The organism is Kitasatospora sp. NPDC101801 (assembly GCF_044766665.1).
Taxonomy (GTDB): Bacteria; Actinomycetota; Actinomycetes; order Streptomycetales; family Streptomycetaceae; genus Kitasatospora.
On record NZ_JBIWML010000001.1, the window covers coordinates 813,103 to 838,577 of the forward strand.

The following is a 25,475-nucleotide window of genomic DNA, read 5'->3' on the forward strand; positions in this document are numbered from 1 at the left end:
CGGTACCTGACCAGGAGTACCAAACGCCCCGTCCCCGGGAGTGTTCTGACACGCCCTCAGGTGACGTTCAGGCGGGCGGCCAGGCGGAGCAGTCCCGGGGCGAACCGGCTGAGGAAGTAGGCGCCCTTGGCCTCCGCCGTCACCGGGACCACCGCCTTGCCGGTGCGGACGGCCTTCAGGATCTCGGTGGCGACCTTCTCCGGCGGGAAGTTCCGCCGGGCGTACAGCTTCGAGGCCCGGGCCTGCTTGGCGGCCTGCTCGTCGGCGGTGGTGGCGGAGAACGTCGAGGTCCTGGTGATGTTGGTGTTGACCAGGCCGGGGCAGATCGCCGAGACGCCGATGCCCGAAGAGGCCAGTTCGGCGCGCAGGCAGTCGGAGAGCATCCGGACGGCGGCCTTGCTGGTGGCGTACGCGGCCAGTGCCTTGGAGGGCAGGTAGGCGGCGGCCGAGGCCAGGTTGACGATGTGTCCGCCGTGGCCGCGCTCGGCCATCAGGGTGCCGAAGGCCCGGCAGCCGTGGATGACGCCCCAGAGGTTGACGTCCAGGACCCGCTGCCACTCCTTCTCGGTGGTCTGCAGGAAGGTGCCGGAGTGGCCGATGCCGGCGTTGTTGACCAGCACGTCGGGGACGCCGTGCTCGGCGGCGATCTGCTGGGCGAAGGCGTCGAAGGACGCGCCGTCGCTGACGTCCAGCTGGTACGCGTGGCCGGTGCCGCCGCTCAGGGTGCACAGCTCGGCGGTGCGGACGGCGGATTCCAGGTCCAGGTCGCAGACCACCACCCGGGCCCCCTCGGCGGCGAAGGCCAGCGCGGTGGCCCGGCCGATGCCGCTGCCCGCGCCGGTGACCACCACCAGCTCGCCGACCGCCTCGGGCTCGGAGCCTTCGGAGACCGACCCGACGAAGGCCCGGACGTGCGAGGCCACCACCGGGCCGTGCTCCAGCAGGGCCGACCAGTGGGTGCCGTTGACGGTCCGCCGGGTCAGCCGGGGCACCCAGTGCTCCAGCCCCTCGGAGAGGAACTCGTTGACGTAGTGGTCCCGGCTCAGCGTGAGCAGCTGGACGGGGACCTCGGTGTAGCGCTCGCGCGGGTTGCGGATCACCGGCCGCATGTTGGCCCGGTACAGCTCGATCCCGCGCACGGCGTCCTGCTTCAGGGTGGCCTGCGGGTGCCCGGGGCGCGGGTTGACCGCCTCCAGGTCGTGCAGCACCCGGGGCCAGGACTTGGCCAGCCAGAGCTTCCAGGTGGCGGGCGCCAGCAGCGGCAGGTGGAAGGCGGTGATGTACCAGGAGTGCGCGCCCTGCACCAGCAACTGCCGCAGGTGACGGGGGGTCGGGCGGCGGAACCGCTTGCGCATCCAGAAGCCCAGGTGGTCCAGGCAGGGGCCGGACATCGTGGTGTACGAGGCGAGCCGCTGCTCGGCGCCGGGCTCGGTGACCGCCTCCCACGACTGCACCGAGCCCCAGTCGTGCGCGACCACGTGCACCGCTGCGTCGGGGCTGACCGCGTCGGCGACCGCGAACAGGTCGGCGCCGAGCAGCGGCAGCCGGTAGCCGTCCCGGTTCGCCGGGACGCCGGACTCCCCCGCACCGCGCACGTCGTAGCGGACCACGTGGTGGTCGACGGCCAGGTCCGCGGCGACGTCGTCCCAGACCACGTGGGTGTCGGGGTACCCGTGCACCAGGATCACGGTGGGGTGGGCGGGGTCGCCCTGCTCGAAGACGGCGAGCGGCAGGCCGCCGGAGTCGACGGTGCGGCGGCTGATCATCGGGCAGCTCCCTCGGTGGTGGTCCAGCGGCGGACGTGCGGCAGGTCGTCGTCGAGCCAGTAGGCGTCGTCGTCCGTCACGACCAGCAGTTCCTCGAACTTGATGCCGACCTCGCGGAAGCCGATGTGCGGCTCGACCGCCCAGATCCCCGGCGTCGGCGCGTGCCGGGAGGCCCGGCCGTCGGCCCAGAGCGGCGACCGGCCGTGCAGCCGCTCGCTGATCAGCTCCCGGCCGAGCGTCTGGATGGTCCGCACCCCGAAGCCGAACAGGTTCACCCCGGCCGGGCCTCGGGCGGTCATCCGGGTCACCTGATGGCCGATCACCCGGCCGGGGTAGACCCGGTGCCGGTTGTCGTAGCCGTGCGCGGCGATCTGGGCGTCCACGGCGGTGTAGATCTCGTCCAGCGGCTTCCGGGCCCGCACCTCGCGCAGGATCAGCTCCCGGTAGACCTTGAGGTCACCGGCCAGCTTGTCCCAGATCGGGTTCTCGCCGACCTTGCCGCCGTAGCCGATGTCGGCGGTGTAGCCGTCCACCACGGGGGCGCAGTCCAGCACGTACGGCATCCCCTCCTCCAGCCGCCGGCTGCCCGCGAAGAACTGCAGCGGGGTGTGGAAGTGCCGGAACGCCGTCCGGTCGCCGAACCAGGCGAACGGCACGTGGAAGAAGTCCTGCACCCCCGCCGCGACCAGGCACCTGCGCAGCTTGCCGGTGGCCTGGCGCTCCGTCACCCCGGGCTCGATCCAGGCCGCCACCTGCTCGGCACAGTGGTACGCGAGCTGCTGGGTCTCCCGGAACCGGGTCAGGTCGTGCTCGGTGAAGGGGAACGTCATCAGTCAGACCTCCAGTACCAGGGTCTCGCCCTCGGCGGCCCGGGAGACGCAGGGCAGGAACGCGCCGGCGGCCCGGTCCTCCTCGGTGAGCCGGCGGTCGCGGTGGGCGGGCGTCCCACTGGTGAGCCGCACCTTGCAGGTGCCGCAGAAGCCCTGGTGACAGGAGTACGGCAGCTCGGGGCGGACCTCGCGCAGCACGTCCAGCGCGGAGCGGTCCGCCGGTACGGTCAACTGCGGTCCTTCGGAACCGAGTCGGACGGTGAACTGCTCGCCGTCCAGGATCGGCGCGGCACCGAACCGCTCGAAGTGCAGCGCCCGGGCCACGGCCGGGTCGTACGCCTGCTGGACGGCCGCCAGCATCGGGGCCGGGCCGCAGCAGTACACCGCCGCACCGCGCGGGGCCCGGGCCAACAGCTCGGCGGCCGGGGTGAGTTCGGTCCGGAACTCGACCCTGGACGGGTCCAGTGCGCGCAGCTCCTCGGTGAACGGCATCGACTCGGCGCTGCGCCCGACGTGTACCAACCGCCAATCCAGGCCCAGGTGTTGGGCCTGCCGGGCCATCGGCAGCAGCGGGGTGACACCGATCCCGCCGGCCAGCAGCAGCACGGCCGGCTCGGCGCAGAACGCGAAGCCGTTCCGGGGCCGGCGGGCGGTCAGCCGGACCCCCGGGTGCAGCCGCCGGTGGATCTCGGCCGAACCGCCACCGCCCTCCGGCAGCAGCCGGACCGCGATCCGGTAGCTGCTCCGGTCGGCGGGGTCGCCGCACAGCGAGTAGTGCCGCACCAGGCCGGACGGCAGCGTCAGCTCGATCCGCGCCCCCGGCTGCCAGACCGGCAGCGGGCTTCCCCCGGGGTCGCCGAGCCGCAGCTCCACCACGCCCTCGGCCACCGGGCGGTGCACGGTGACCACCAGCTGCAGCGGCGGCGTCGGCCGCGGGCTCGGCCGGCGCGGGCTCCGACGCAGCCCGGGCCGCCCCATCTTCGGGTCGTACCATTCGGCGAAGGCGGTCATCCGCCGCAGGAAGCCGTCCGGCTTGGGGCGGCCGTACAGATCCGGCGGCAACGCTTCGAGGTCCATCCGGGCAGCTCCAAAAGTGACGTGCGGAAGACAGGGGCTCGGGGAACGGCGACGCCCACCTCAGGAGCGTTCAACGGATGTGCGGGGCCAGGCACTTTCGCAGTGACCCCGGCGCCAGATCTCCTCGCAGTTCCCCGCGCCCCTGGGTCCGTAGGTGGTTGCCGTTCAGCGAGATGCTGCTGCCCGGGCGGCCGGGGAGCCGGCCAGGTAGCTGAGGGCCTGGCTGGAGGAGCCCTCCTGGGTGGGGTGGTAGCCGGGGCGGAAGTAGCGGAGCGCCGAGCGGGCCATCCGGGAGGGTTCGGGGAGCAGGCCCCGGCGGGCGATCCGCTGGGCCTCGCGCCAGGTGGGCTTCACCGAGCCGTCCAGGCTGGGGTCGGCGGCGAGCAGGAAGCGCACGCCGCGGATCCAGAGGTGGATCAGGGTGGGCCCGGAGACCAGCATGCCGCGCAGCCGCCGCAGGTAGCCCGGGTCCAGATGGACCATCAGGTCGAAGGCGACGCTGCGGTGCTCGACCTCCTCCGCGCCGTGCCAGCGCAGCAGGTCGAGCATGGTCGGGTCGGCCTCGGCCCGGTCCAGGCCGGGCGAGTTGAGCGCCCAGTTGCCGAGGAAGGCGGTGAAGTGCTCGATCGCCGCCACGAAGGCGACCCGCTCGATCAGGTTCTCCCGCTGCTGGGCGGGCGTCAGGCCGGGCCGCTTGCCGAGCACCCGGCGGAACAGCCAGGTGACCTGCCGGACGTACGGGCGGGGGTCGAGGCCCTGGCCGAGCAGGTGGTCCAGCACCTCCTGGTGCGCCTCGGCGTGGATCGCCTCCTGGCCGATGAAGCCGAGCACCTCCTCGCGGAGCTGGTCGTCGGTGATCAGCGGCAGCGCGTCCTTGAAGACCTCGACGAACCAGCGCTCGCCCTCGGGCAGCAGCAGGTGCAGGACGTTGACCGTGTGGGTGGCCATCGGCTCGTCCGGGATCCAGTGCAGCGGCAGCCACGACCAGTCGAAGCGGACGTCGCGGGGCTCCAGCACCAGGCTGTCGTGGACGGCGGGGGGCACAACGGGGCGGGGCGGCATGGCGGACCTCCTGGCCGAGGGGTGGGCGGCTCGACTCCAGGCAACCTACTCGCGGGTACGGGCGCCCACAAGAGGTTCGACCGTTCTTATCGACATCGTGTCTAATAGAGTGCGCCGGAGCTCAGACCGCCATCGCCAGCATCAGCGGCGCCGCCCGCTCGGCCAGCAGCTCGGCCGCCGCCCGCAGCCGGTGCACCTGACCGACCGGCAGCGAGGTGGCCAGGCAGCCCACCGTGCTGCCGGCCGTCACCGGGACGGCCGCGCAGACCGTGCCGAGCGCGTACTCCTGGATGTCCAGCACCGGCACCGTCGCGGGCTGGCACTCCAGCCGGTGCATCAGCTGCTGCTGGTCGGTGATGGTGCGGGCGGTCAGCCGGGCCACCGGGTGCCGGGCGAGGTGGTCCCGGCGGCCGTCGTGGTCGAGCTGGCTGAGCAGGCACTTGCCGATCGCGCTGGCATGCGCGGTGGCCCGGAAGTCGACCCACTCGCGGACCGCCGGGGCGTGCTCCGCCGCCGAGACCGCCTCGACCGTCAACTCCCCGTCGTGGTACCGGCTGAAGTACACCGCCGCGCCCAGCTCGTCCCGCAGCTCGGCCAGCCGGTGCTCCATCCGGGCCCGGACCAGCTGCTCCCGGCTCTGCTGCCCGAGCACCGCGAACGCGCCGCCCAGCACCCAGAGCCCGCCCTCCAGCGCGAGGTACCCCTCCTGCTCCAGCGACTCGGCCAGCTCCCGGACCACCACCCGGGGCAGCCCCAACTCCCGGGCCAGCACCGGCTCCGGCACCCCGCCCGGGTGGCGGTCCACCGTCTCCAGCACCCGCAGCGCCCGCCGCATCACCCCGAAGGGCCCGGCCGAGACCGAAGCCCCCTGCCCCCGTACCGACATGGCGTCCCCTTCCCCGTCCCTGCCCATCGGTCCAGCGTAGCCACCCGGACGCCGCTCCACCGGCCCGAGTCGGCACCCGGCCCCCGCCGAACGCCGGAACGGGCCCCTCCCCCACTGCCCTGGGGGGAGAGGCCCGTCGGCCGTCCGACCGGGTGGAGGCCCGGCCGGACGGTGAGGGTTGGTCGAACTGCTGGTCAGTTGTCGTTGCCCGCGCGGAGCTTGGCGACGGCGGCCGCCAGGCGGGCGCCGTACTCCTCGTCGGCCGCGTGGAAGTGGGCGAGGTTCTTCTCGACGATGTCGTCGCGGCTGACCTGGGCCAGGAAGCCCGCGATGTTGTCGATCAGACGGGACTTCTCGCCGTCCGACATCAGGCGGTAGAGCTCACCGGCCTGGAAGAAGTCGTCGTCCTTGGTGTGCGCCGGGGTGGTGTACGTCCCGGTGTGGCCGTCCAGCCGGACCGGGGCGGCCAGCGGGCGGTCGGTCTGCGCCGGGCCGTCGTACGAGTTGGGCTCGTAGTTCTTGCCACGGCCGGCCGCGTTGACCGCCGACAGGCCGTCCCGGCCGTAGTTGGCGGCTACGGTGGCCTTCGGGGCGTTCACCGCGAGCAGGGTGTGGTTGACCCCGAGGCGGTAGCGCTGGGCGTCGGCGTAGGCGAACAGCCGGCCCTGGAGCATCTTGTCCGGGGAGGGGCCGATGCCGGGGACGAAGTTGTTCGGCGAGAAGGCCGACTGCTCCACGTCCGCGAAGACGTTCTCCGGGTTCTTGTTCAGCACCAGGCGGCCGACCTTGACCAGCGGGTAGTCGGCGTGCGGCCAGACCTTGGTCAGGTCGAACGGGTTGAAGCGGTAGTCCGCCGCCTCGGCGACCGGCATCAGCTGCACGTACAGGGTCCAGGACGGGAACACGCCCCGCTCGATCGCCTGGTGCAGGTCACGCTGGTGGCTGTCGGCGTCCGCACCGAGCACCTCGGCCGACTGGCCGCCGTCCAGCGAGCGGATGCCCTGGTTGGTCTTGAAGTGGTACTTGACCCAGAACGCCTCGCCCTGGGCGTTGACCCACTGGTAGGTGTGCGAGCCGTAGCCGTTCATGTGGCGGTACGAGGCCGGGATGCCGCGGTCGCCGAACAGCCAGGTGATCTGGTGGGTGGAGGCCGGCGAGTGGGCCCAGAAGTCCCAGACGTTGTCGGCTTCCTGGACGCCGGTGAACGGGTCGCGCTTCTGCGAGTGGATGAAGTCGGGGAACTTGATCGGGTCCTTGATGAAGAACACCGGGGTGTTGTTGCCGACCAGGTCGTAGTTGCCCTGCGCGGTGTAGAACTTCAGCGCGAAGCCGCGCGGGTCGCGGACCGCGTCGCTGGAGCCGAGGTTGCCCGCCACCGTGGAGAACCGCAGGAAGACCTCGGTGCGCTTGCCGACCTCGGCGAGGAAGTCCGCGTGGGTGTACTGCGAGACCTCGTCGGTGACCTCGAAGTAGCCGTAGGCGCCGGAGCCGCGGGCGTGCACGACGCGCTCCGGGATGCGCTCCCGGTTGAAGCGGGCCAGCTTCTCCAGCAGCTGCTGGTCCTGGATCAGCAGCGGGCCGTACTCGCCGGCCGAGGCGGAGTTCTGGTTGTCGGCGATCGGGGCGCCGGACTCGGTGGTCAGGATCTGCGACATGACGGTCCTTCAGTAGTACGCGGGGCGGAGGGGTGAGAGGTCGGCAGGCTGTCCGGGCCGGCCTCTCAGACGCCGAGCAGGCGCCAGATGGCCGAGCGGCGGCGGGAGGACTGCTCGCCGTCGGGGCCGTCGGTCGGCTGCAGGGCAGCGACCGCGGCGGTGGTCGCGGCGGCGTCCGCGAGCGGGCGGGCGGCGGTCAGCTCGGTGGCCTCCGCCGGGGTGAGGCCGGCCTCGGTCAGCGCGGTGGCCGCCTCGGTGGCCGGGACGGCGTTGAACCAGCGCAGCGCGAGGGCGGCCCGGCCGGCCTCGGTCAGCTTGCCGGTCAGCCGCAGGCGGGCCAGGCCGCCGTCCGGGTAGACGTTGATCCGTACGTGGGTGACGGTCCGTCCGGCGGCGAGCCGGAAGCGGTGCCGGGTGTCCGGCTGGAGCCGGGTCCGGGGCAGCAGCTCGAACCAGCCGTCGGCGTCCTCGCCGGGGCCGCCACCGTCGGTCGCGTCGTAGCCGACCAGGTCGGCCCAGCCAGGGGCGTTGGCGACGAAGTAGGACGTGTCCACCTCGGCGGCCAGGACCTCGCCGCCCCCGGCCAGGGCGATCTGTACCCAGTCGTTGGCCTTGTCGCGCCGACGCCGGGTCTCCCAGCCGTCGCCCATGACGGAGGCGCGGCCCGGAGAGTTCAGGTTGTGCGGGGAGGAGAAGTAACGGTCCGAGGCGGCCTCGGCCACGCCGCCGAACTCCTGGGCGGCCAGGTCGAAGGAGAGGCCGTCCAGCTCGCGCGGGTCAGGCAGCACTTCGCCGTGCACCCGCAGCCGGGCCACGCCGCCGTCGGGCCAGATGTTCAGCCGGACGTGGGTGTACCGGGTCGGGTCGGTGACCTCGAACTCGTGCGCGGTGTTGCCCTGGAGAGCGGTCCGCGGCACCAGGTCGACCCACTCCGCCGCGTCCAGCTCGGCCGGCGACGGGTGGCCGGGGACCGAGGCACCCTGGACCGAGCCGGTCTCCGGGTAGTTGCCGGTGAAGTACGCGGTGTCCACCACCACGCCCCGGATCACGCCGGCCACGCCGAGCCGGACGATCGCCCAGTCGTGGTCGTCGTCGGTCGGGTGCGGCTGCTCGGCCGAGACGCCACGGCGGCGCTTGGACTCCCAGCCGTCCATGATCTGGCCCTTGTGGCCGAAGGTGTGCGGGCGGAACTCGGCGGGCTTGGCGACCAGCAGGTTCTCCGCGTCGGCGAAGGTGTCCTCGTTGGTGGCGACCACACCGGCGCCCAGCAGGCGGGAGGCCAGGTCGACCAGCTCGGTGAACGGAGCGCTCGGGGTCTGACTGGTACTCAATTGAGTCTCCTTAGTTTCGAGTGATCTGACGGCCGAACGGCTCGGCGTCGACGTCCACCACCCGGCCGCGCAGCCAGGTGGTCCGGACGGAGCCGGTGAGGGTCTTCCCCGCGTACGGCGTGACGGGGTTGCGGTGGTGCAGGTCCTCGGCGTGCACGGCGAAGTCGGCGTCCGGGTCGAAGGCCACCAGGTCGGCGTCGCAGCCGACCGCGATGGCGCCCTTGGTGCCGGTCAGGCCGACCAGCGAGGCCGGGCCGCTGCTCATCCAGCGCACCACGTCGCCCAGCGAGTGGCCGCGCCTGCGGGCCTCGGTCCAGATGGCCGGCAGACCGATCTGGAGCGAGGCGATCCCGCCCCAGGCGGCGGCGAAGTCGCCGCTGCCGCCGTACTTCTGCAGCAGCTTCAGGTCCGGGGTGGAGGGCGAGTGGTCGGAGACCACGGCGACGAACTCCCCGGCGGCGAGCGCCGCCCAGAGCTGGTCCCGGTTGGACTCGTCCCGGATCGGCGGACAGCACTTGAACGCGGTGTCGCCGTCCGGCACCTCCTCCGCCGCCAGCGTGAGGTAGTGCGGGCAGGTCTCGGCGGTCACCCGGACGCCGTCCGCGCGGGCCTGCCGCAGCAGCGGCAGCACGGCGGCCGAGGAGACGTGCAGGATGTGCACCCGGGCGCCGGTCCGGCGGGCGGTGTCCAGCAGCCGGGCCACCGCCGCCGCCTCGGCGTCGTCGGGGCGGGAGGCCAGGAAGTCGCGGTAGTGCACGCCCGGCTGCTGCGGGGCGGCCTCCAGCACGGCCGGGTCCTCGGCGTGGATGATCGCCAGCGCGCCGATCCTGGCCTGCTCGGCCAGCGCCGCCTCCAGGTCGGCCTGCTCGACGTGCGGGAACTCGTCCACCCCGGACGGGGCGAGGAAGCTCTTGAAGCCGAACACGCCCTCCCGGTGCAGCGATTCGAGGTCCGCGACGTTGCCGGGGATCGCCCCGCCCCAGAACCCGAGGTCGACCCAGGCCTGACCCTCGGCGACCTTCCGCTTGGCGGCCAGGCCGGCCACCGTGGTGGTGGGCGGGACGGAGTTCAGCGGCATGTCGATGACGGTGGTGACCCCGCCGGCGGCGGCCGCCCGGGTGGCGGTGGCGAAGCCCTCCCACTCGGTCCGGCCGGGCTCGTTGACGTGCACGTGGGTGTCGACCAGACCGGGCAGCAGCGCGGTGTCACCGAGGTCGGTCAGGTGCCGGTCACCGACCGGCACCGCACCGTACTCGGCGATCTGCTCGATCCTGCCGTCCCGGATCAGCACGTCAGCGGGACGCTCGCCGTCCGGCAGGACCACCCGGCGGGAACGGATCACCGCCGTGGTCGCGGGCGTCGCACTGAGGGGCATCTGGGACCTCCGAACCGAGAGTACGAGTGGGGGTAGGCCGAAGGCGCGCTGGGCAGTTGGGGCCCGTTCACCGAATCGTCAGCTGCGATTGCTCGGAGCCTAGGCCCGCCTTCAACAAAACGTCAATGTAGGAAAGTACGATGAGTCAGGACTGCAGCAGGTCGGCCGCGACCCGCTCGCCGGCCACCTCGGCCAGCTCGCCCGCCTTGGTCATGCTGTCGCCCGGCTGCTCGGCCAGGTCGGTCAGCGCGTACGCCGCCACGAAGCCCGCCGCCCGCCACTGGTCCTCCGAGAGTTCCAGCCGTCCGGCGACGGCGGCCACCCGAACCCCCGCCCGGGTGGCCGCCGCAGCGACGCCGGCGGGGGCCTTGCCGTGGAGCGTCTGCGCGTCCAGGCAACCCTCGCCGGTAACGACGAGGCGTGCCCCACGCACGGCCTCGTCGAAGCCCAGCAGTTCGAGCAGGAGCTCGATGCCGGGCCGCATGGTGGCGCCCAGCAGCGCGAGGGCGGCGAAGCCGACCCCGCCTGCGGCCCCGGCGCCGGGAGCGTTCCGGAAGTCCCGGCCCGTGCTGTCGCGGACCACGTCCGCCCAACGGGTCAGGCCCTCTTCGAGAATCAGCAGGTCGTCGCCGTCCGCACCCTTCTGCGGGCCGTAGACGGCGGTCGCACCTCGGGTGCCGAGCAACGGGTTGTCCACGTCGCAGGCCACCACCACCTCGACCCCGGTCAGGCTGTCGGCGAGCGACCCGAGGTCGATCCTGGCCAGCTTGCGCAGCGCGGCACCGCCGGGCGCCAGCTCGCTGCCGTCGCCGTCGTACAGGCCGACACCGAGCGCCTGCACCATGCCCGCACCGCCGTCGGTGCAGGCGCTACCGCCCAGACCGAGCACGATCCGCTTGGCACCGAGGCCGACGGCGCGTGCGATCAGCTGGCCGACGCCGTAGGAGCCCGCCGCGAGCGGGGCCGTCCGGCCGCCGGGGAGCCTGGCCAGCCCGGAGGACTGCGCCAGCTCGACCACGGCGGTGTCGCCGCGCAGCGCGATCGCGGCGTCCACCGGCAGACCGGTCGGACCGGCCACCTTCACGGCGACCCGCCTGAAGCCTGCGGCCAGCGCGGCGGCCAAGGTGCCCTCGCCGCCGTCGGCGACCGGGAGCTCACGGATCTCGACGCCCGGGGCGACCCGGCGGATGCCGGCCGCGATCCGGGCGGCGACCTCGGCACCCTCCAGCGTCCCCTTGAACTTGTCGGGGGCGACAACGACGTGACCCATGAGGTGGCCTCTTTCCGTGTGGTGCTTCAGCTTTTCGCAGGACTCTGCTCTCGGCAGGAGGGCTCAGCCTTTTGCAGGTCCCGAGGTTGCACTGTCCAGGGGCTCGGGGCTGCGGTGTTTGCAGGCGCTCAGCGGTCTACCACCCAGGGGCTCGGGGAACTGCGAGGAGATCTGGCGTTCGGGTCACGGCGAAAGTGCCTGACCAGCTACGCGACGATCACCTTTCCCGAGGCCGGCGTCGCAGTTCCCCGAGCCACTGACTCCGTAGCGGGCTGAGCACCTGCCGAAAGCACAGCCCCGAGCCCCTGGACCGTAGGCGGTCGAGCAGGTGCGAAAAAGTAACGGGGTGCGCCCCCTCCCCGCCGTTCCTCTCGTCCCGCTTCCGACGTACGAGAGGCTCCCCTCGGCGAGGGAGGGGGCCGGGTGACCCGCGCGAGCACGACCGAAGTGCACCCGGGAGGGTAGGTGCGTGGGTCACCGGTTTGGGACGGCCGACAGGGGGCGGTATGAGCCCCGGCCCTCCTGCCGACCGGACTTGACCTCCTGGTGGCGCGGGCACGACCGGACAGGTACACGCCACCAGGAGGAGCCTGTTACTTGACCTCGCGGCCCGAGAGGCGCTCGACGCCCCGGAGCAGGGCCGAGTGGTCCAGCGAACCGTCGCCGTTGGCGCGGGCGGAGGCGACCAGCTGGGCCACCACCGCGCCGACCGGGAGGGCCGCACCGACGGCACGGGCGGCGTCGGTGACGATGCCCATGTCCTTGTGGTGCAGGTCGATCCGGAAGCCCGGCGCGAACTGACGGTCGATCATGTTGGCCTTCTTGCGGTTCAGCACGGTCGAACCGGCCAGACCGCCGCCGAGCACGTCGAGCGCGGCGGGGAGGTCGACGCCCGCGTTCTCCAGGAAGACCACGGCCTCGGCCAGCACCTGGATGTTGACGGCCACGATCAGCTGGTTGGCGGCCTTCACGGTCTGGCCGGCGCCGGCCGGGCCGACGTGGATGACCGTGGTGCCGAGTGCGTCCAGGATCGGCTTCGCCTCGGCGAAGTCGGCCGCGTCGCCACCGACCATGATGGAGAGCACGGCCTCGATCGCGCCGGCCTCGCCACCGGAGACCGGGGCGTCCAGGGTGCGGATGCCCTTGGGCCTGGCGGCGGCCTCGACCTTGATCGAGGTCTGCGGGGTGATGCTGGACATGTCGATGACCAGGGTGCCCTCGGCCACGTTCGCCAGCACGCCGTCCTCGCCGAGGACGACCTGCTCGACCTGCGGGTCGGCCGGGACCATGGTGATCACGATCTCGGCGTCCTTCACCGCGTCGGCGATCGAGGTCGCGCCCTTGCCACCGGCCGCCACCAGGGCGTCGATCGCGGGCTGCTGGAGGTTGAAGCCGGTGACGGTGTGGCCGGCCTTCACCAGGTTGGCGGCCATCGGGCTGCCCATGATGCCGAGGCCGATGAAGGCGATCTTGCGGGAGGCGCTCATGCGTCGCGTTCCTTCGTACTTGGAGGGGTGGGGGTGGCTCAAGTGCCTCACCAGGGGAGGAACTAGGCGCGGTACTCGCGCGGGAGCCACTCGAAGCTGTCGGCGCTGACGCCGTTCGCCGGGCGGTACTCGAGGCCGACCCGGCCGGTGTAGCCGGCGGCGGCGAGGCGGGCGAAGAGGTCCTCGAAGTCCAGCTCGCCGGTGCCCGGCTCGTTGCGGGCCGGGGTGTCGGCGATCTGCACGTGGCCGATCTTGTCGGCGTGGGTGGCGATCACGGCCGCCAGGTCCTCGCCGTTACGGGCCAGGTGGTAGAGGTCGCAGAGGAACTTCGCGTTGCCCAGGCCGGTGGCCGCGTTCACCCGGTCGACGACGGCGATCGCGGCCTCGGCGGTGACCAGCGCGTAGTCCGGGGACTCGGCCTTGTTGAGGGTCTCGATCAGCAGCACGGCGCCGATCGCGTGGGCGGCCTGCGCGGCGAGGACGAGGTTCTCCAGCGCGAGCTCGTCCTGCTCGGCGGCGGGGACGCCCTCCACCCGGTTGCCGTAGAGCGCGTTGAGCGCCCCGGTGCCGAGCGACTCGGCGAGCGCGACGGCCACCGGGATGTTCTCCCGGAACCGCTCGCTCTCGGCCGGTACGGAGAGGGTGCCCCGGGCGCCCTTGGTCAGGTCGTCCAGGAAGTTGAGGCCGGTGAGCCGGACGCCCGCGTCGGTGAAGGCCTTGCGGAGCGCGTCCTGCTCGGCGTCCGACGGGGTGTGGTCCTCGCCGAACGGCCACCACAGCTCGGCGGCGGTGAAGCCGGCGGCCGCGGCGGCGGCGGGGCGCTCCAGGAGCGGGAGCTCGCCGAACAGGATCGACAGGTTGACCGTGACGCGTCCGTTCAGGAACGCGTGCTGGGAAGCGGCAGTCACGTCAATCACCTTTCACTCTCTTCCGAACCATCCAACTTCCACAATCCGGAAGAGGGATTCTGCTTGGTGGAAGCATGCCTCGCGATCCGAGGGACCGTCAAGACCGCCGCAACAATTTGTTGAAGACCGACCCCTTCCCCCTCCACCCCTGATCGCTACAGTGAGCAGGTGCGATTGAAGGTGGAGTTCACGACAGAGCCGTTCGAGCTGGACACGTTCCCGGACCACGCGGTGGCCGCCCGGCAGGCGGTCGACGAGGCCGGCCTGACCGTCGCGGTCGGGCCGTTCGGGACCGAGGCCGAGGGCCGGGGCGAGCTGGTGCTCGCCGCGGTGACCAGGCTGCTGCGGGAGAGCCTGGACGCGGGCGCGACCCAGATCTCCCTGCAGGTGACCCTGCTCGACCAGGACAAGACGGACGACAACACCCCGGAAGGAGTGGGTAACCCGTGAGCGACGCCCTGGAACACCCGCTCGCCGCGGCGATAAAGCCGCTGCTGGAGGCCGTCGGCGCGACCCAGGTCTCGATCGACGAGGCCCGGGCCGACGACGTGCTGCTGGAGTGGGACGGCCAGGCGGCGGTCGCCGTCCGGCTCCCGCACCTGAGCAGTGCCCTGGACCGGCTGCTGGCCGAGATGGCCCGTCAGTTCGACGGCCGTCCGCTGGCCGAGCTGGACCGCTGGGAGAAGCAGCGCGTGGTCGCCCTCCTGGAGGAGCGCGGCGCGTTCACCGTCCGCCACGGGGTGGAGACGGTGGCCTCGGCGCTCGGCGTCAGCCGGTTCACGGTGTACAACTACCTCAACCGGCAGGACGGCACGAAGACCGGCTGACCCGGTCGGGCCCGCACCGTTCACCGGTGCGGCCGAGCGATGTGCCCCAGTCTGTCCGACCCGCACCGTCGGGCACGATTGGCGAATCGCACACCAAAACGGCCGGTCAGGGGCCTGGTCTCAAAACGTAACCACCAACAGTTCAACAAAGTGTTGACGACCGGTGGTGGCGGATCTAGCTTTTGCGGGTGGCACCACTCTTCAGGAGGTCCACCCGTGACCAACCTTCCCACCACTCCTGACGCTCTCTCGGCGATCCCCGCCGCCGAGCTGACGGAGACACTGCTGGAGATCTGCTCCAGCCCCAGCTGGGCCGCCGCCGTCGCGGAGACCCGGCCCTGGTCCGACCGGGCCGAGCTGTTGGCCGCCAACGAGGCGGCGATGGCGAAGCTGACGGTCCAGGACCTCACCGACGCGATGGCCGGCCACGCCCGGATCGGCAAGCCCAAGACGGGCGACGCCACCTCCGAGCGCGAGCAGGCCGGCATCCAGGGAGTCGACTCCGCACTCCTGGACGAGCTGCACGAGGCGAACGCCGCCTACGAGGCGAAGTTCGGCCACGTGTTCCTGATCTGCGCCACCGGCCGCACCGCCGGCACCATGCTCGCCGCGCTGCGCGAGCGCTTCCCGCACGACGCCGCCACCGAGGCGGAGATCGTCCGGGGCGAGCTGCGCAAGATCAACGAAATCCGGGTCAACCGGCTGTTCGACCCGGCCTGAGCCGCTGTCGACCGGTCAATTCCTGCCATCAGTAAGGTCATTCAACCCATGACTGGCATCTCCACGCACGTGCTCGACACCAGCCTCGGCCGCCCGGCCGAGGGCATCCCGGTCGAGCTCGCACTGCACACCGAGGGTGGCTGGCAGGTGCTCGGCACCTCCGCCACGGACTCCGACGGCCGGGCCAAGGACCTGCCGGCCGCGGAGGCGGGCTCGGTCGTCCGGCTGCTCTTCGACACCGCTTCGTACTACGCGAAGAAGTCCGCCGAGCCGCCGTTCTTCCCCGAGGTCTCGATCGTCTTCACGGTCGCGCCCGCGCAGCACCACTACCACGTGCCGTTGCTGCTCAACCCGTTCGGATACTCGGTCTACCGCGGAAGCTAGTAGGCCGCTGGAACCCTTAGGAGCCATGTCATGGCCCACGTGCTCGGCCAGAACCAGTACGGCAAGGCGGAGAACCGCATCGTCCGGGTCTACCGTGACTCGACCCGCCACGAGATCAAGGACCTGAACGTCTCGGTCGCCCTCTCCGGTGACCTCGACGACGTCCACCTCACCGGCTCGAACGCCAACTGCCTGCCCACCGACACCACCAAGAACACGGTGTACGCCTTCGCCAAGGAGTACGGCATCGAGTCGGCGGAGGCCTTCGGCATCACGCTGGCGAAGCACTTCGTCGACAACAACGAGCCGATCCACCGGGCCCGGATCCGGATCGAGGAGTACACCTGGGACCGGATCAGGACGCCGGACAGCTCGGCGCGCTTCATCGGTTCCGAGGAGGTCGGCCACTCCTTCGTCCGCAACGGCGGCGAGGTACGGACCAGCGAGATCACCTACGACGGCACCACCGTCCAGGTCGTCTCCGGTCTCAAGGACCTGACCGTGCTGAACTCCACCAACTCGGAGTTCTGGGGCTACATCAAGGACAAGTACACCACCCTCCAGGAGGCGTACGACCGCATCCTGGCCACCCAGGTGACGGCCCGTTGGAAGTACGGCTTCAGCGGTGCCGAGGGCGAGGCCCAGCCGAACTGGAACCGCTCCTACCAGCACATCCGCCGGCACCTGCTGGAGGCGTTCGCCGAGACCTACTCGTACTCGCTGCAGCAGACCCTGCACTCGATGGGGACCCGGGTGCTGAACAACCGGGCCGAGGTGGACGAGGTCCGGCTCGAACTCCCCAACAAGCACCACTTCCTGGTCGACCTGTCGCCCTTCGGTCTCAAGAACGAGAACGAGGTCTACTACGCCGCCGACCGGATGTACGGCCTGATCGAGGGCACCGTGCACCGCGAGGGCGTCGTCCCGGTCATCCCGGTCGCCTGACCCACCCCATGGACCCCGTCCAGCACCGCTGCACCCACCGGTCTCGCCAAACCGGACCGTGCCGGACGGTCTGCACCACCCGCACCACCCGTTTCTCCACCCCCACCTACCGGAGATCGTGCTCGCCTCACGGCGGCCGGCCCGGGGAGCTGGAGAAATCGCCCGGAGGACCCTTGCACCGCCGTCCCGCCTCCGGGGCAGCTCCAGCGCCGCGGGCGCGCCGGGAGCCACGAGCGCTAGAGGAGCTCGACATGGCAACCAGCTCTAACCGAACCACAGACGGCGGTTCAACCCCGGACGGGCCGAGACGGCCTGATGGTGTGTCAACCATCCTCCCCGACACACCGGAAGGCCGCTCGGTCCACCCGGTCGACGAGCTGCTGCCGCCGGTGAAACTCTTCACCACCGGACTCCAGCACGTCGCCGCGATGTACGCGGGCGTGGTCGCGCCCCCGCTCATCGTCGGTGCCGGTGTGGGCCTGTCCCCCACCGAGCTCGCCCTGCTCATCTCGGCCAGCCTGTTCACCGCAGGACTGGCCACCCTGCTCCAGACCCTGGGGATCTGGAAAATCGGTGCCCGGCTGCCGTTCGTGAACGGCGTCTCGTTCGCCGGGGTCGCACCGATGCTGGCGATCGCCAAGGAGCACGGGCCCGACCAGGCCCTGCCGGTGATCTTCGGCGCGGTGATCGTCGCGGGGCTCCTGTGCTTCCTCGCGGCACCGTACTTCTGCAAGCTGATCCGATTCTTCCCGCCGGTCATCCAGGGCACCGTGATCACCCTCATCGGGGTGTCCCTGCTGCCGGTCGCGGTCAACTGGGCGCGCGGCGGTTCACCCGCCGCCCCCGGGTACGGCTCCATGAAGGCCATCGGCCTCGCCGCGTTCACCCTCACCGCGGTGGTGCTCTGCAACAAACTGCTCCGGGGCTTCTGGCAGCAGCTCTCCCTGCTCGTCGGGCTGGCCGTCGGCACCGCGCTGGCCTTCCCGCTCGGGCTGGCCGACTTCGGGCCGGTCTCCCAGGCCGAGGTCTTCGCACTGCCCTCCCCGTTCCACTTCGGGGCCCCGGTCTTCGAGCTCACCGCGATCGTCTCGATCTGCATCGTGATGATCGTGTCGATGACCGAGTCCACCGCCGACATGCTGGCCCTGGGCCGGATCGTCGACCGCGAGGCCGACGAGCAGACCCTCGCCGCCGGCCTGCGGGCGGACGGTCTGGCCACCGCGATCAGCCCGGTCTTCAACGGCTTCGCGGCCAGCGCCTTCGCCCAGAACATCGGGCTGGTGGCACTGACCAACATCCGCAGCCGGTTCGTGGTCGCGGCCGGCGGCGGCATCCTGATCCTGCTCGGGCTCTTCCCGGTGCTCGGCTCGCTGGTCTCGCTGGTGCCCTCGCCCGTCCTGGGCGGCGCCGGGATCGTGCTCTTCGGCACGGTCGCGGCGAGCGGCATCCGGACCCTGGCCGAGGCGGGGATGAACTCCAGCGCCAACACCATCCTGGTCTCGGTCTCGCTCGGGGTCGGCATCATCCCGATCGCGGCCCCGACCTTCTACGACGCCTTCCCGGAGGCCGTCCGCACGCTGATGCACTCCGGCATCTCGGCCGGCTGCGTGCTGGCCGTCCTGCTCAACCTGCTCTTCCACCACGTCGGTGCCAACCGCCAAGCCCCATCCGGCGGTGCCACCGGTGCGACGGTGCCAACGGCGACACCGTCCTGACCGGGAAGGGGCGCGCTCCGCTCACCGCGCGCCCTTTCCCCTCCCCCCATAGGAGAACCACCATGGCAGTCCAGCCCCCGCGCCCCGACCAGCGGATCGTGATCGAGAACGTCGCCATCGCCACGGTCGACGCCAACGACACCGAGTACGCCCGCGGCCACGTCGTCGTCCTCGGCAACACGATCGAGTCGGTCGGCAACGGACCCGCCCCGCAGTGGCTGGACAACGTGGTGCGCCGGATCAACGGCGAGGGCCACCTGATCACCCCGGGCCTGGTCAACACCCACCACCACTTCTACCAGTGGATCACCCGGGGCCTGGCCCAGGACAACATCCTGTTCGACTGGCTGGTCGCGCTCTACCCGACCTGGGCCCGGATCGACGACCGCCTGGTGCACGCCGCCGCCCAGGGCTCGGCCGCCGCGCTGCTCAAGTCCGGCTGTACCACCGCCTCGGACCACCACTACGTGTTCCCGAAGGACGGCGGCGACATCCTCGGCGCCGAGATCGAGGCCGTCCAGGAGCTCGGCATGCGCTTCACCGCGCTGCGCGGCTCGATGGACCGCAGCAAGAAGGACGGCGGCCTGCCGCCGGACCACGCGGTGGAGAAGACCGAGGACATCCTGATCGCCTCCGAGGCGGCCGTCGACAAGTACCACGACGCCTCCTTCGACTCGATGCTGCAGATCGCCATCGCGCCCTGCTCGCCGTTCTCGGTCTCCACCGAACTCATGCGCGAGGCGGCCGTGCTGGCCCGCCGCAAGGGCGTCCGGCTGCACACCCACGGCTCGGAGACGGCCGAGGAGGAGCAGTTCTGCAAGGAGCTGTTCGGGATGGGGCCGACCGACTACTTCGAGTCCACCGGCTGGCTGGGCGAGGACGTCTGGATGGCGCACTGCGTCCACATGAACGACTCGGACATCGCCAAGTTCGCCGAGACCGGCACCGGTGTCGCGCACTGCCCGTCCTCCAACGCCCGGCTCGCCGCCGGCATCGCCCGGGTCCCGGACATGCTCGCCGCCGGTGTGCCGGTCGGCCTCGGCGTGGACGGCACCGCCTCCAACGAGTCCGGCGAGCTGGGCACCGAGCTGCGCAACGCACTGCTGATCAACCGGCTGCACGGCAGCCCGAAGGCGCTCACCGCCCGCAGCTCGCTCCGCCTGGGCACCATGGGCGGCGCCCGGGTGCTCGGCCGGCAGAACGAGATCGGCTCGATCGAGGTCGGCAAGCTGGCCGACCTGGCGCTCTGGAAGATCGACGGCATCATGCACTCCTCGATCGCCGACCCGATCGCCGCGCTGACCCTCGGTGCGCTCCCGCCGCTGGCCCTGCTGCTGGTCAACGGCAACCCCGTGGTGGAGAAGGGCAACCTGACCACCGTCAACGAGGACAAGATCGCCCAGGACTGCGCCCGCGCCGCCAAGGAACTGGCCGCCCGCCTCTGACCACCCCTCAACTCCGGTCCGCACCCGGGACGGTGCGGTCACCGGACTCCACCCCCTCGGGGGCCGGAGAGCAGCCCCGGACTCACGGCGAGAGTCCGGGGCTGTCACCCGTGTCCTTCCCCGTCAGCCCGGCGCGTCCACTTCACCCGCCGGAACTCCCCCTCGGGTCATCATCCGCACGAAACGGCTCGTTCCCGACCTGCTGCCCAAAGATCGAACTCACCCCCCGAGTTCGCCGGGAGGCAGTCATGTCCGAGAGCTGGACCCCGCGCATCACCTCCGTCATCCGCCTGTACGACATCGACAACGACGGGCAGCTGAGCCGGGACGACCTGATCAGCTACGCCGCCCGGCTGGCCGCCGTCTCCGACACGGCCGCGGCGGGCGGATCAGCGAGCAGGAGTTCATCGCCGCCGCCGCACGCGGCACCTTCGACGGCGACCCGCACGTCCGGGCCTCCACCCTGCGCGTGGTGGACGCACTGGCCGAGGCGCTGGACCGGGACGGCGACGGCGAGATCCACCGCGAGGAGTACGTCCGGATCTTCGGCACGCGCTGGCCGATCCGCACACCCGCAAACTGACCGCGATCGTCTGGGACATCGCCCCCCACGCAACGCAACGCCCAGCTACGGCGAGCATGCGGTGCCCCAGCTCACCGAGCGGGTCCGGCACCTGACCGAGCGGGGCGGCGCGGTGATCCTGCTCGGGCACAGCCAGGGCGCGGTGATCGTCACCGCCACGGTGACCCAACTGGCCGCCACCGCACCGGAGTCGGCCGCAAGCCTGTCGGTGGTCACGTACGGCCACCCGGTCCCCCGGCTGTACGGCCGCTGGTCCCCGACCTGTCTGCACGCCCCGCTGCCCGACGGCCGCCCCGCCCTCGCCTGGGCCAACTTCCACCGCTCCACCGACTCGTTCGGCGGCCAGCGGCTGGACGAGCCGGGTAGCACCGACCACTGGCTCGCCGACCCGCCCACCGCGCTGCGCCAGCCCGGCAGTGAGCGACCGGTGATCCGGGGCCACCACCACCGCGGCTACGTCCACCAGTCCGAGCTGGCGACGCACCTGGCGACGGAGATCCGCCGGCTGTCCGGCCAGTCGTCCCGAGAACCGACAGTGCCGCGCCGCCCGGGTGACCGGACGGCGCGGCAGGCGGAACGCGGGGATCAGGCCGCGAAGTAGCCGATCAGGTCGGCGACCACATCGGTGCTGCCCCACTGGTTGGCGAACGACACCCGGCCGTCCACCACCGGAACCATCACCAGGGCGGACACCACCTCTCCCGGCCGGTAGTTGATGTTCGACGCGTCCGGACGGTCGGTCCCGTGCGGAAAGACCGTCAGGAAGCTGGTGTTGGTGGGCCAGACGACGGTGACGTTCAGCAGCGCCGAGGTGACACCGGTCGCGGGCACGCCCTCGACCCCGGCCACCTTCAGGCTGACCACGTCGCCCGCCCCGCCCAGGGTCCCGGCGCGGGCACCCTCGCCGTAGCGGGTGTCCATCAGCCGGACGAGCCCGGCCGCCGAGTAGCTGGCGCCCGAGTCGGTGTAGTACCCGACGACGTCGACGCCGAGGTCGACCTCACCCCACGCGTTGTACAGATCCACCTTCCCGTTCGCCCCCACCGGGACGGTGACCAGGTTCGACGCGTTCTGCCCGGCGGTGAAGTTGACGTTCGACGCGTCGGGCACGGACTGGCCGTTCGGATACGCCGTCACGTAGCCGGTCCGGGAGGGGTTGACGGCCGTCACGCTCATCACGACCGCCTTCACACCGGTGGTCGGGACGCCGCCCGCCCCCGTCACCTGCAGCGGCACCACGCCGCCCCAACCGACCCGCCGCGCAGGCGCACCGACGCCGGAGACGGTGTTCAGGATGCGCGAGGGGTTGACCGGGCGCAGCAGGGAGCCGGCACCGCTGTCGGTGTAGTAACCGGCGACGTCGACGCCGAGGTCGACCTCGCCCCACGCGTTGCGCAGGTCCACCTTTCCGTTCGACAGCGGGACCGTCACCAGGTTCGGAACGTTGTGTCCGGCCGCGAAGCTCACGGTCGGCAGGTCGGGCACCGCCTGACCGCTCGGGTACACCGAAATGGCGCTGTTCCGCGTGGGGTTGACGGCCGTCACGTTCATCACGACCGCCGTCACACCGGTGGCCGGAACCCCGCCCACACCGGCGACCTGCAGCTTCACGACGCCGCCCTGGCCGACCCGCCCGGCGGGCGCACCGACGCCCGAGACGGTGTTCAGGATGCGCGACGGGGGCACCGGGACGAACCGGCCCTTCGTCGCGGTCACCGCGGGCTTCACCGTGTACGTGTTGAGGAGGCCGACCCCGCTCCCGGCACCGTCGGGCACCACGTCGTAGCTTCCGGGCTCCAGACCGTTGGTGTCGACCAGGACGTGCAGCGTGGTCCCGTCGGGGCTGACCGAGAGCGGTGCCATGAGCGGCTGGGTGCTGCTCCAGGTGCCGTTGCGGACCAGCTTCAGCGTGGTGCCCAGGGTGAGGCCGGTGCCGCGGACGACGGCCTGGGTCTGCGTACCGGCCACGCCGGTGGCGGGGGCGATCGAGCTCAGCGTCATCGGCCGCGGCCCGCCGGTGCATCCGTAGAAGTCGCACTCCCCCTGCACGCTGTACTCGACCGGCGTCGCTGCCCCAGCCGCGCTGAGGATCAGCACGGCCTGTCCGGCATCGGATCCGTTGAGGCTCTGGCACCGGGAACCGAACTGGCCGTAGTTGCTGGCGCACTGGTAGCTGAGGTCGTTGTTGTCCCACTTGGCCGGGCTGAACAGGTTCACGGCCGGCTGCTTGGCAAAGGAACCGCTGGTGGTACCGACGACCTTGAAGGACTGCGACGGCTTCATCCCGAGCACCGCGCAGTAGGCGGACGAGGACTCGGTGAGCACCCCGCTCCGGAGCGCGAAGCCCTCCACCGCGATCGGGTGGGAGGTGCACTCCGGCGCCCAGCCGCTCGCCGTACCGACCTTCCAGGTGTCCACATTGGCGTGGATGTTCGTCCCCTGGTACCCGTCCGCGAGCACGAGCACGGTGTACGAGGTCGAGCCCGTGACCCGGCAGGAAAGGCCCCACTGCAGGCAGACGTTCTGACCGGTCACATCGGTGACCTGTACCTGCACCGAGCCGCTGGTCGCCCGCCCGCTGAGCCAGAACTTGTCCGTGGCGGCGGCGTTGACCCGGACGCACCGGGCGTCCAGTACGGAGGTCAGGTCGATCGGGACGGACTGGCCGCCGACCGTGGTCGCGTTCGGGGTGAGGCAGTTCGCGGTGGGCGAGATGTCCCGCCGGACCAGCTTGTAGCTGTCGCCCCAGGTCCTGTTGACGAGCAGTGCGGTGTACGGCACGCCGGAGGTGAGGGGACAGGTGATGGCCGAACTGGCGGAGGTCGAGCACGCCACGTTGCCCTGGGGGTCGACCACCTGCAGCGAGGCGTTGAGCTTGTTCTGCGTGTTGGTGTAGTCGGCCATCTCGGCGGTGCTGTGCTGACCGGCCGGCAGGGCGAGGCAGGCCTGGGTCGTCTCTGCGGTCAGCGTGACCTCGGCGCCCCAGGTGCCGTCGAACCCGCTCCGCTTCCAGGCGGTGCAGCCGGCCGTCTCACCGGTGCGGTGGACCACCAGCCGGTATGCCTTGTTCGGCGTGCCGCTCAGTACGGCGCGGAACGGTGCGGTGCCGGTCAGCTTGCAGACGGTTGCCGGGTATCCGGCGTTCTCGCACTGCTTGGCGCCGGCCGCGTCGTAGACCGTGACACCGGCGCTGATGCCGTCGGCGGGCGGACGGTTGAGCAGGTAGACACCGGTGCCGGTGGCCGTGGGCAGCGTGCGGCAGAGCTGTTGGCCCGCCCCGCCGAAGGTGCCGGCGGCCGGACCGGCCACCAAGCCGTTGTCGTTGGTCGCGGTGCAGCCCCGTGTCTCCTTCGCGGAGTGGAAGGCCATACCGAACGCACCGACGGTGAGGTTCCGCGCCTCGACCGCCCAGGTGTAGTCACCAGGTGTCAGGTCGCACTCCGTGCCTTGCGCGCAGCCACCGAACAGCTGGGTGCCGTCGCGACCGAACAGGCTGCCGTAGGGGGCGGACCCCTCGGCGATGACCGGTGCGAAGGAGTAGGACGCCTGCTTGGAGACCCGCAGCGAGCGGCAGCGAGCGACCGGGCTCAGGTCCGGTGCGACCCCGAAGGCCTGCGCCTCCACCACCGCGCAGCCATCCGGCCGGTTGAGCCGCGCCAGGGTGAGGTCGTAGGTCTGGGCCGCGCCCGAGATATGTTGCATCGTCACCCGGAACGGTGCCTCGCCCACCAGCTTGCAGTCGAGCTCGGTGGTCTGGTTCGACCTGGTGTTGCAGATCTGCTTGCCCGCGGCGTCGTAGACGATCTGGATGACCTGATAGCTGGACACGTGGGTCCGCAGCACGTCGCCCGCGGCCAGACCGGTCGGCGCGTAGCAGTCACCGGCCGAGCCGAGCGGCAGCGAACCGTTGAACACGGTCGGACCGCCGAGCGCGAGGTCGGCGGCACTCACCGTCTTGCAGGCAGTGGTCGACAGCAGCGGCAGGTACGAGACCGAGACACCGTTCTGCTGGCCGCTGCCGTCCCGCACCCGGAGGGTGAAGTCCCCCGCCTGGCCGGTGGCGCAGCGCAGCAGCACGCTCGCCCCGCCCATGTCCATCGGGTTGTCACAGGTCACCGCGGTGCCGTCCGGCGCGACCAGGGTCGGGTAGACCCCCCAGCTCGTCGCGACGACCTGGACGAGAACCACGTCCTTGGGCTGCGTCAGCGTGATCGAGAACGGGGCGGTCTGGTACGGAGCGATCGTGCAGGTGGCCAACGCGCCCGGCGTCAGAGCCACCGGACAGGCACCGGACGGGTCGGCCTGCTGGAGCTGGCGAGCGGCGGCCTCCTGCTCGGCCTTCGGGTCCACCTTGGGCGCGACCGTCGGACCGGCGCCCGGAGACGCGGACGGGCCGGCGGACGGGGCGCCCGCGTCGAGGCCCGGCTGCGGTGTTCCGACCGCCGCGGTCGGTACCGCCGCCGCGGCGGCGGGGTCGACCTGGCCCACCAGCGTTGCCAGTACGGCGAGCAACAGGACACCGGGAGCGGCGAGTCCGGCTCTCCTCCGCCTGTGTCGCACGCGTCTACCGGACAGCAGACTCCTCATACTTCTCCCCCCATGTTTGGGAACACCCAACTTGTGTGACCGTCACAAAAGTTCGCGGGCGGGCGAAGTCTAGCGAGCTGCACTCACAGAACGATCACCCAGTCCGACCGAGGTGAGGGTGTCATGGGGGGCCCATGGAGGGCGATGGGATTTCCGCGTGCGGACGGCCGCTCAGGCGGTCCGGCCCAGGGTGGCGAGGTAGGCTCGCCAGCCGCCGAACTCGGTGATCTCGCGGTGGACTTCACGCTCGGCCTCGCCCCGGGCGAGCAGCATCGACAGGCAGGCCGAGCCGTCGGCCAGCTTGATGACGCCGAGCTCCAGCTCGCGCGGCTCGCCGGGCAGGACGACGTCCCGCAGGTGGTCCAGGTCGACGTCGTAGAGTTCGCCCTCGATGGCGGTGTCCACCGCGGGGTCGGGGTGCAGGCCCGGGCAGACGTCACCGAGGGAGAAGAAACGGTAGCCGGGGGCGGTGGTGACCGGGCCGATCAGCGCGTCGGCGACCGAGGCGTGGAACGGACCGCCGACCATGGCCTGGCCGTTGAAGAAGATGCGTGCCATCGGGTGCTCCTCGGGAAGCCGTACGGCCACCCAGCTCGGGGTGGCCGTACGGATCGTAGAAATC

General features: G+C 71.5%; 21 protein-coding genes. 8 read left to right on the forward strand and 13 right to left on the reverse strand.

The window, feature by feature from the left end:
• Positions 1-56: 56 nt before the first annotated feature.
• The 11 genes from ACIRPK_RS03590 to ACIRPK_RS03640 all read right to left on the reverse strand — a co-directional run bounded on the left by ACIRPK_RS03590 (position 57) and on the right by ACIRPK_RS03640 (position 13,656).
• Positions 57-1,766 (reverse strand): SDR family oxidoreductase, encoded by a 1,710-nt coding sequence (locus ACIRPK_RS03590; RefSeq protein ID WP_403032332.1) that lies wholly within the window; start codon positions 1,764-1,766, stop codon positions 57-59.
• The gene (locus tag ACIRPK_RS03595) at positions 1,763-2,596 is read right to left on the reverse strand and encodes a M24 family metallopeptidase (RefSeq protein WP_403032335.1); all 834 of its coding nucleotides are present in this window, start codon (positions 2,594-2,596) and stop codon (positions 1,763-1,765) included. The genes ACIRPK_RS03590 and ACIRPK_RS03595 overlap by 4 nt, the downstream gene beginning before the upstream one ends.
• A 3-nt stretch (positions 2,597-2,599) precedes the next feature.
• On the reverse strand, positions 2,600-3,673 hold the full coding sequence (locus ACIRPK_RS03600; RefSeq protein ID WP_403032337.1) for a PDR/VanB family oxidoreductase: 1,074 nt from the start codon (positions 3,671-3,673) through the stop codon (positions 2,600-2,602).
• A gap of 165 nt (positions 3,674-3,838) precedes the next feature.
• Positions 3,839-4,735 carry a metal-dependent hydrolase gene (locus tag ACIRPK_RS03605; protein ID WP_403032339.1) on the reverse strand — a complete coding sequence of 299 codons (897 nt, stop codon included), beginning with the start codon at positions 4,733-4,735 and terminating at the stop codon, positions 3,839-3,841.
• A gap of 121 nt (positions 4,736-4,856) precedes the next feature.
• Entirely contained in the window at positions 4,857-5,621 is a 765-nt protein-coding gene (locus tag ACIRPK_RS03610; protein ID WP_403032751.1) for an IclR family transcriptional regulator, read from the reverse strand.
• A gap of 194 nt (positions 5,622-5,815) precedes the next feature.
• Positions 5,816-7,276: a catalase gene (locus ACIRPK_RS03615; protein ID WP_403032341.1), complete on the reverse strand. Its 1,461-nt coding sequence runs from the start codon at positions 7,274-7,276 to the stop codon at positions 5,816-5,818.
• A 65-nt stretch (positions 7,277-7,341) separates the two neighbouring features.
• Positions 7,342-8,607 carry an allantoicase gene (gene alc, locus ACIRPK_RS03620; RefSeq protein WP_403032344.1) on the reverse strand — a complete coding sequence of 422 codons (1,266 nt, stop codon included), beginning with the start codon at positions 8,605-8,607 and terminating at the stop codon, positions 7,342-7,344.
• 10 nt (positions 8,608-8,617) lie between these two features.
• Complete coding sequence (gene allB, locus ACIRPK_RS03625) at positions 8,618-9,982, reverse strand: allantoinase AllB (RefSeq protein WP_403032347.1); 1,365 nt, start codon at positions 9,980-9,982, stop codon at positions 8,618-8,620.
• A 145-nt stretch (positions 9,983-10,127) separates the two neighbouring features.
• Positions 10,128-11,252: a glycerate kinase gene (locus ACIRPK_RS03630; protein ID WP_403032349.1), complete on the reverse strand. Its 1,125-nt coding sequence runs from the start codon at positions 11,250-11,252 to the stop codon at positions 10,128-10,130.
• Between the two features lie 593 nt (positions 11,253-11,845).
• Positions 11,846-12,739, reverse strand: a complete 894-nt coding sequence (locus ACIRPK_RS03635; protein ID WP_403032352.1) for a 2-hydroxy-3-oxopropionate reductase — start codon at positions 12,737-12,739, stop codon at positions 11,846-11,848.
• Between the two features lie 62 nt (positions 12,740-12,801).
• Positions 12,802-13,656: a TIM barrel protein gene (locus tag ACIRPK_RS03640; protein WP_403032355.1), complete on the reverse strand. Its 855-nt coding sequence runs from the start codon at positions 13,654-13,656 to the stop codon at positions 12,802-12,804.
• A 159-nt stretch (positions 13,657-13,815) separates the two neighbouring features.
• On the opposite strand from ACIRPK_RS03640, the gene ACIRPK_RS03645 reads away from it, so the two are divergent.
• The 8 genes from ACIRPK_RS03645 to ACIRPK_RS03680 all read left to right on the forward strand — a co-directional run bounded on the left by ACIRPK_RS03645 (position 13,816) and on the right by ACIRPK_RS03680 (position 20,867).
• Positions 13,816-14,097, forward strand: coding sequence for a thiamine-binding protein (locus tag ACIRPK_RS03645; protein ID WP_403032358.1), 282 nt, complete (start codon positions 13,816-13,818; stop codon positions 14,095-14,097).
• Positions 14,094-14,474, forward strand: a complete 381-nt coding sequence (locus ACIRPK_RS03650; protein ID WP_403032361.1) for a helix-turn-helix domain-containing protein — start codon at positions 14,094-14,096, stop codon at positions 14,472-14,474. Before ACIRPK_RS03645 ends, ACIRPK_RS03650 begins: the two co-directional genes overlap by 4 nt.
• 216 nt (positions 14,475-14,690) lie before the next feature.
• Positions 14,691-15,194: a 2-oxo-4-hydroxy-4-carboxy-5-ureidoimidazoline decarboxylase gene (gene uraD, locus ACIRPK_RS03655; protein ID WP_403032364.1), complete on the forward strand. Its 504-nt coding sequence runs from the start codon at positions 14,691-14,693 to the stop codon at positions 15,192-15,194.
• 48 nt (positions 15,195-15,242) lie between these two features.
• Positions 15,243-15,578, forward strand: coding sequence for a hydroxyisourate hydrolase (uraH, locus tag ACIRPK_RS03660; protein WP_403032366.1), 336 nt, complete (start codon positions 15,243-15,245; stop codon positions 15,576-15,578).
• 30 nt (positions 15,579-15,608) lie between these two features.
• Positions 15,609-16,523, forward strand: coding sequence for a factor-independent urate hydroxylase (gene pucL, locus ACIRPK_RS03665; RefSeq protein WP_403032370.1), 915 nt, complete (start codon positions 15,609-15,611; stop codon positions 16,521-16,523).
• 251 nt (positions 16,524-16,774) lie between these two features.
• Complete coding sequence (locus ACIRPK_RS03670; protein WP_403032372.1) at positions 16,775-18,238, forward strand: nucleobase:cation symporter-2 family protein; 1,464 nt, start codon at positions 16,775-16,777, stop codon at positions 18,236-18,238.
• Between the two features lie 62 nt (positions 18,239-18,300).
• Positions 18,301-19,683 (forward strand): 8-oxoguanine deaminase, encoded by a 1,383-nt coding sequence (locus ACIRPK_RS03675; protein ID WP_403032375.1) that lies wholly within the window; start codon positions 18,301-18,303, stop codon positions 19,681-19,683.
• Positions 19,684-20,327: 644 nt separating this feature from the next.
• On the forward strand, positions 20,328-20,867 hold the full coding sequence (locus ACIRPK_RS03680; RefSeq protein WP_403032378.1) for a PE-PPE domain-containing protein: 540 nt from the start codon (positions 20,328-20,330) through the stop codon (positions 20,865-20,867).
• Here the strand turns inward: ACIRPK_RS03680 and ACIRPK_RS03685 are convergent.
• Positions 20,852-24,778 carry a hypothetical protein gene (locus ACIRPK_RS03685; protein ID WP_403032380.1) on the reverse strand — a complete coding sequence of 1,309 codons (3,927 nt, stop codon included), beginning with the start codon at positions 24,776-24,778 and terminating at the stop codon, positions 20,852-20,854. The two genes, ACIRPK_RS03680 and ACIRPK_RS03685, sit on opposite strands and share 16 nt — an antisense overlap.
• Before the next feature lie 246 nt (positions 24,779-25,024).
• The gene (locus ACIRPK_RS03690) at positions 25,025-25,411 is read right to left on the reverse strand and encodes a gamma-glutamylcyclotransferase (RefSeq protein ID WP_403032383.1); all 387 of its coding nucleotides are present in this window, start codon (positions 25,409-25,411) and stop codon (positions 25,025-25,027) included.
• Positions 25,412-25,475 lie beyond the last annotated feature (64 nt).

What these genes read in the sequence shown, in the direction of transcription:
- ACIRPK_RS03595 (WP_403032335.1), bottom strand. Translation starts at nt 2,596, where the DNA reads ATGACGTTCCCCTTCACCGAGCACGACCTGACCCGGTTCCGGGAGACC.
- ACIRPK_RS03630 (WP_403032349.1), bottom strand. Translation starts at nt 11,252, where the DNA reads ATGGGTCACGTCGTTGTCGCCCCCGACAAGTTCAAGGGGACGCTGGAG.
- ACIRPK_RS03600 (WP_403032337.1), bottom strand. Translation starts at nt 3,673, where the DNA reads ATGGACCTCGAAGCGTTGCCGCCGGATCTGTACGGCCGCCCCAAGCCG.
- uraH (WP_403032366.1), top strand. Translation starts at nt 15,243, where the DNA reads ATGACTGGCATCTCCACGCACGTGCTCGACACCAGCCTCGGCCGCCCG.
- ACIRPK_RS03605 (WP_403032339.1), bottom strand. Translation starts at nt 4,735, where the DNA reads ATGCCGCCCCGCCCCGTTGTGCCCCCCGCCGTCCACGACAGCCTGGTG.
- ACIRPK_RS03615 (WP_403032341.1), bottom strand. Translation starts at nt 7,276, where the DNA reads ATGTCGCAGATCCTGACCACCGAGTCCGGCGCCCCGATCGCCGACAAC.
- ACIRPK_RS03670 (WP_403032372.1), top strand. Translation starts at nt 16,775, where the DNA reads ATGGCAACCAGCTCTAACCGAACCACAGACGGCGGTTCAACCCCGGAC.
- allB (WP_403032347.1), bottom strand. Translation starts at nt 9,982, where the DNA reads ATGCCCCTCAGTGCGACGCCCGCGACCACGGCGGTGATCCGTTCCCGC.
- ACIRPK_RS03690 (WP_403032383.1), bottom strand. Translation starts at nt 25,411, where the DNA reads ATGGCACGCATCTTCTTCAACGGCCAGGCCATGGTCGGCGGTCCGTTC.
- ACIRPK_RS03610 (WP_403032751.1), bottom strand. Translation starts at nt 5,621, where the DNA reads ATGTCGGTACGGGGGCAGGGGGCTTCGGTCTCGGCCGGGCCCTTCGGG.
- ACIRPK_RS03590 (WP_403032332.1), bottom strand. Translation starts at nt 1,766, where the DNA reads ATGATCAGCCGCCGCACCGTCGACTCCGGCGGCCTGCCGCTCGCCGTC.
- ACIRPK_RS03675 (WP_403032375.1), top strand. Translation starts at nt 18,301, where the DNA reads ATGGCAGTCCAGCCCCCGCGCCCCGACCAGCGGATCGTGATCGAGAAC.
- pucL (WP_403032370.1), top strand. Translation starts at nt 15,609, where the DNA reads ATGGCCCACGTGCTCGGCCAGAACCAGTACGGCAAGGCGGAGAACCGC.
- ACIRPK_RS03635 (WP_403032352.1), bottom strand. Translation starts at nt 12,739, where the DNA reads ATGAGCGCCTCCCGCAAGATCGCCTTCATCGGCCTCGGCATCATGGGC.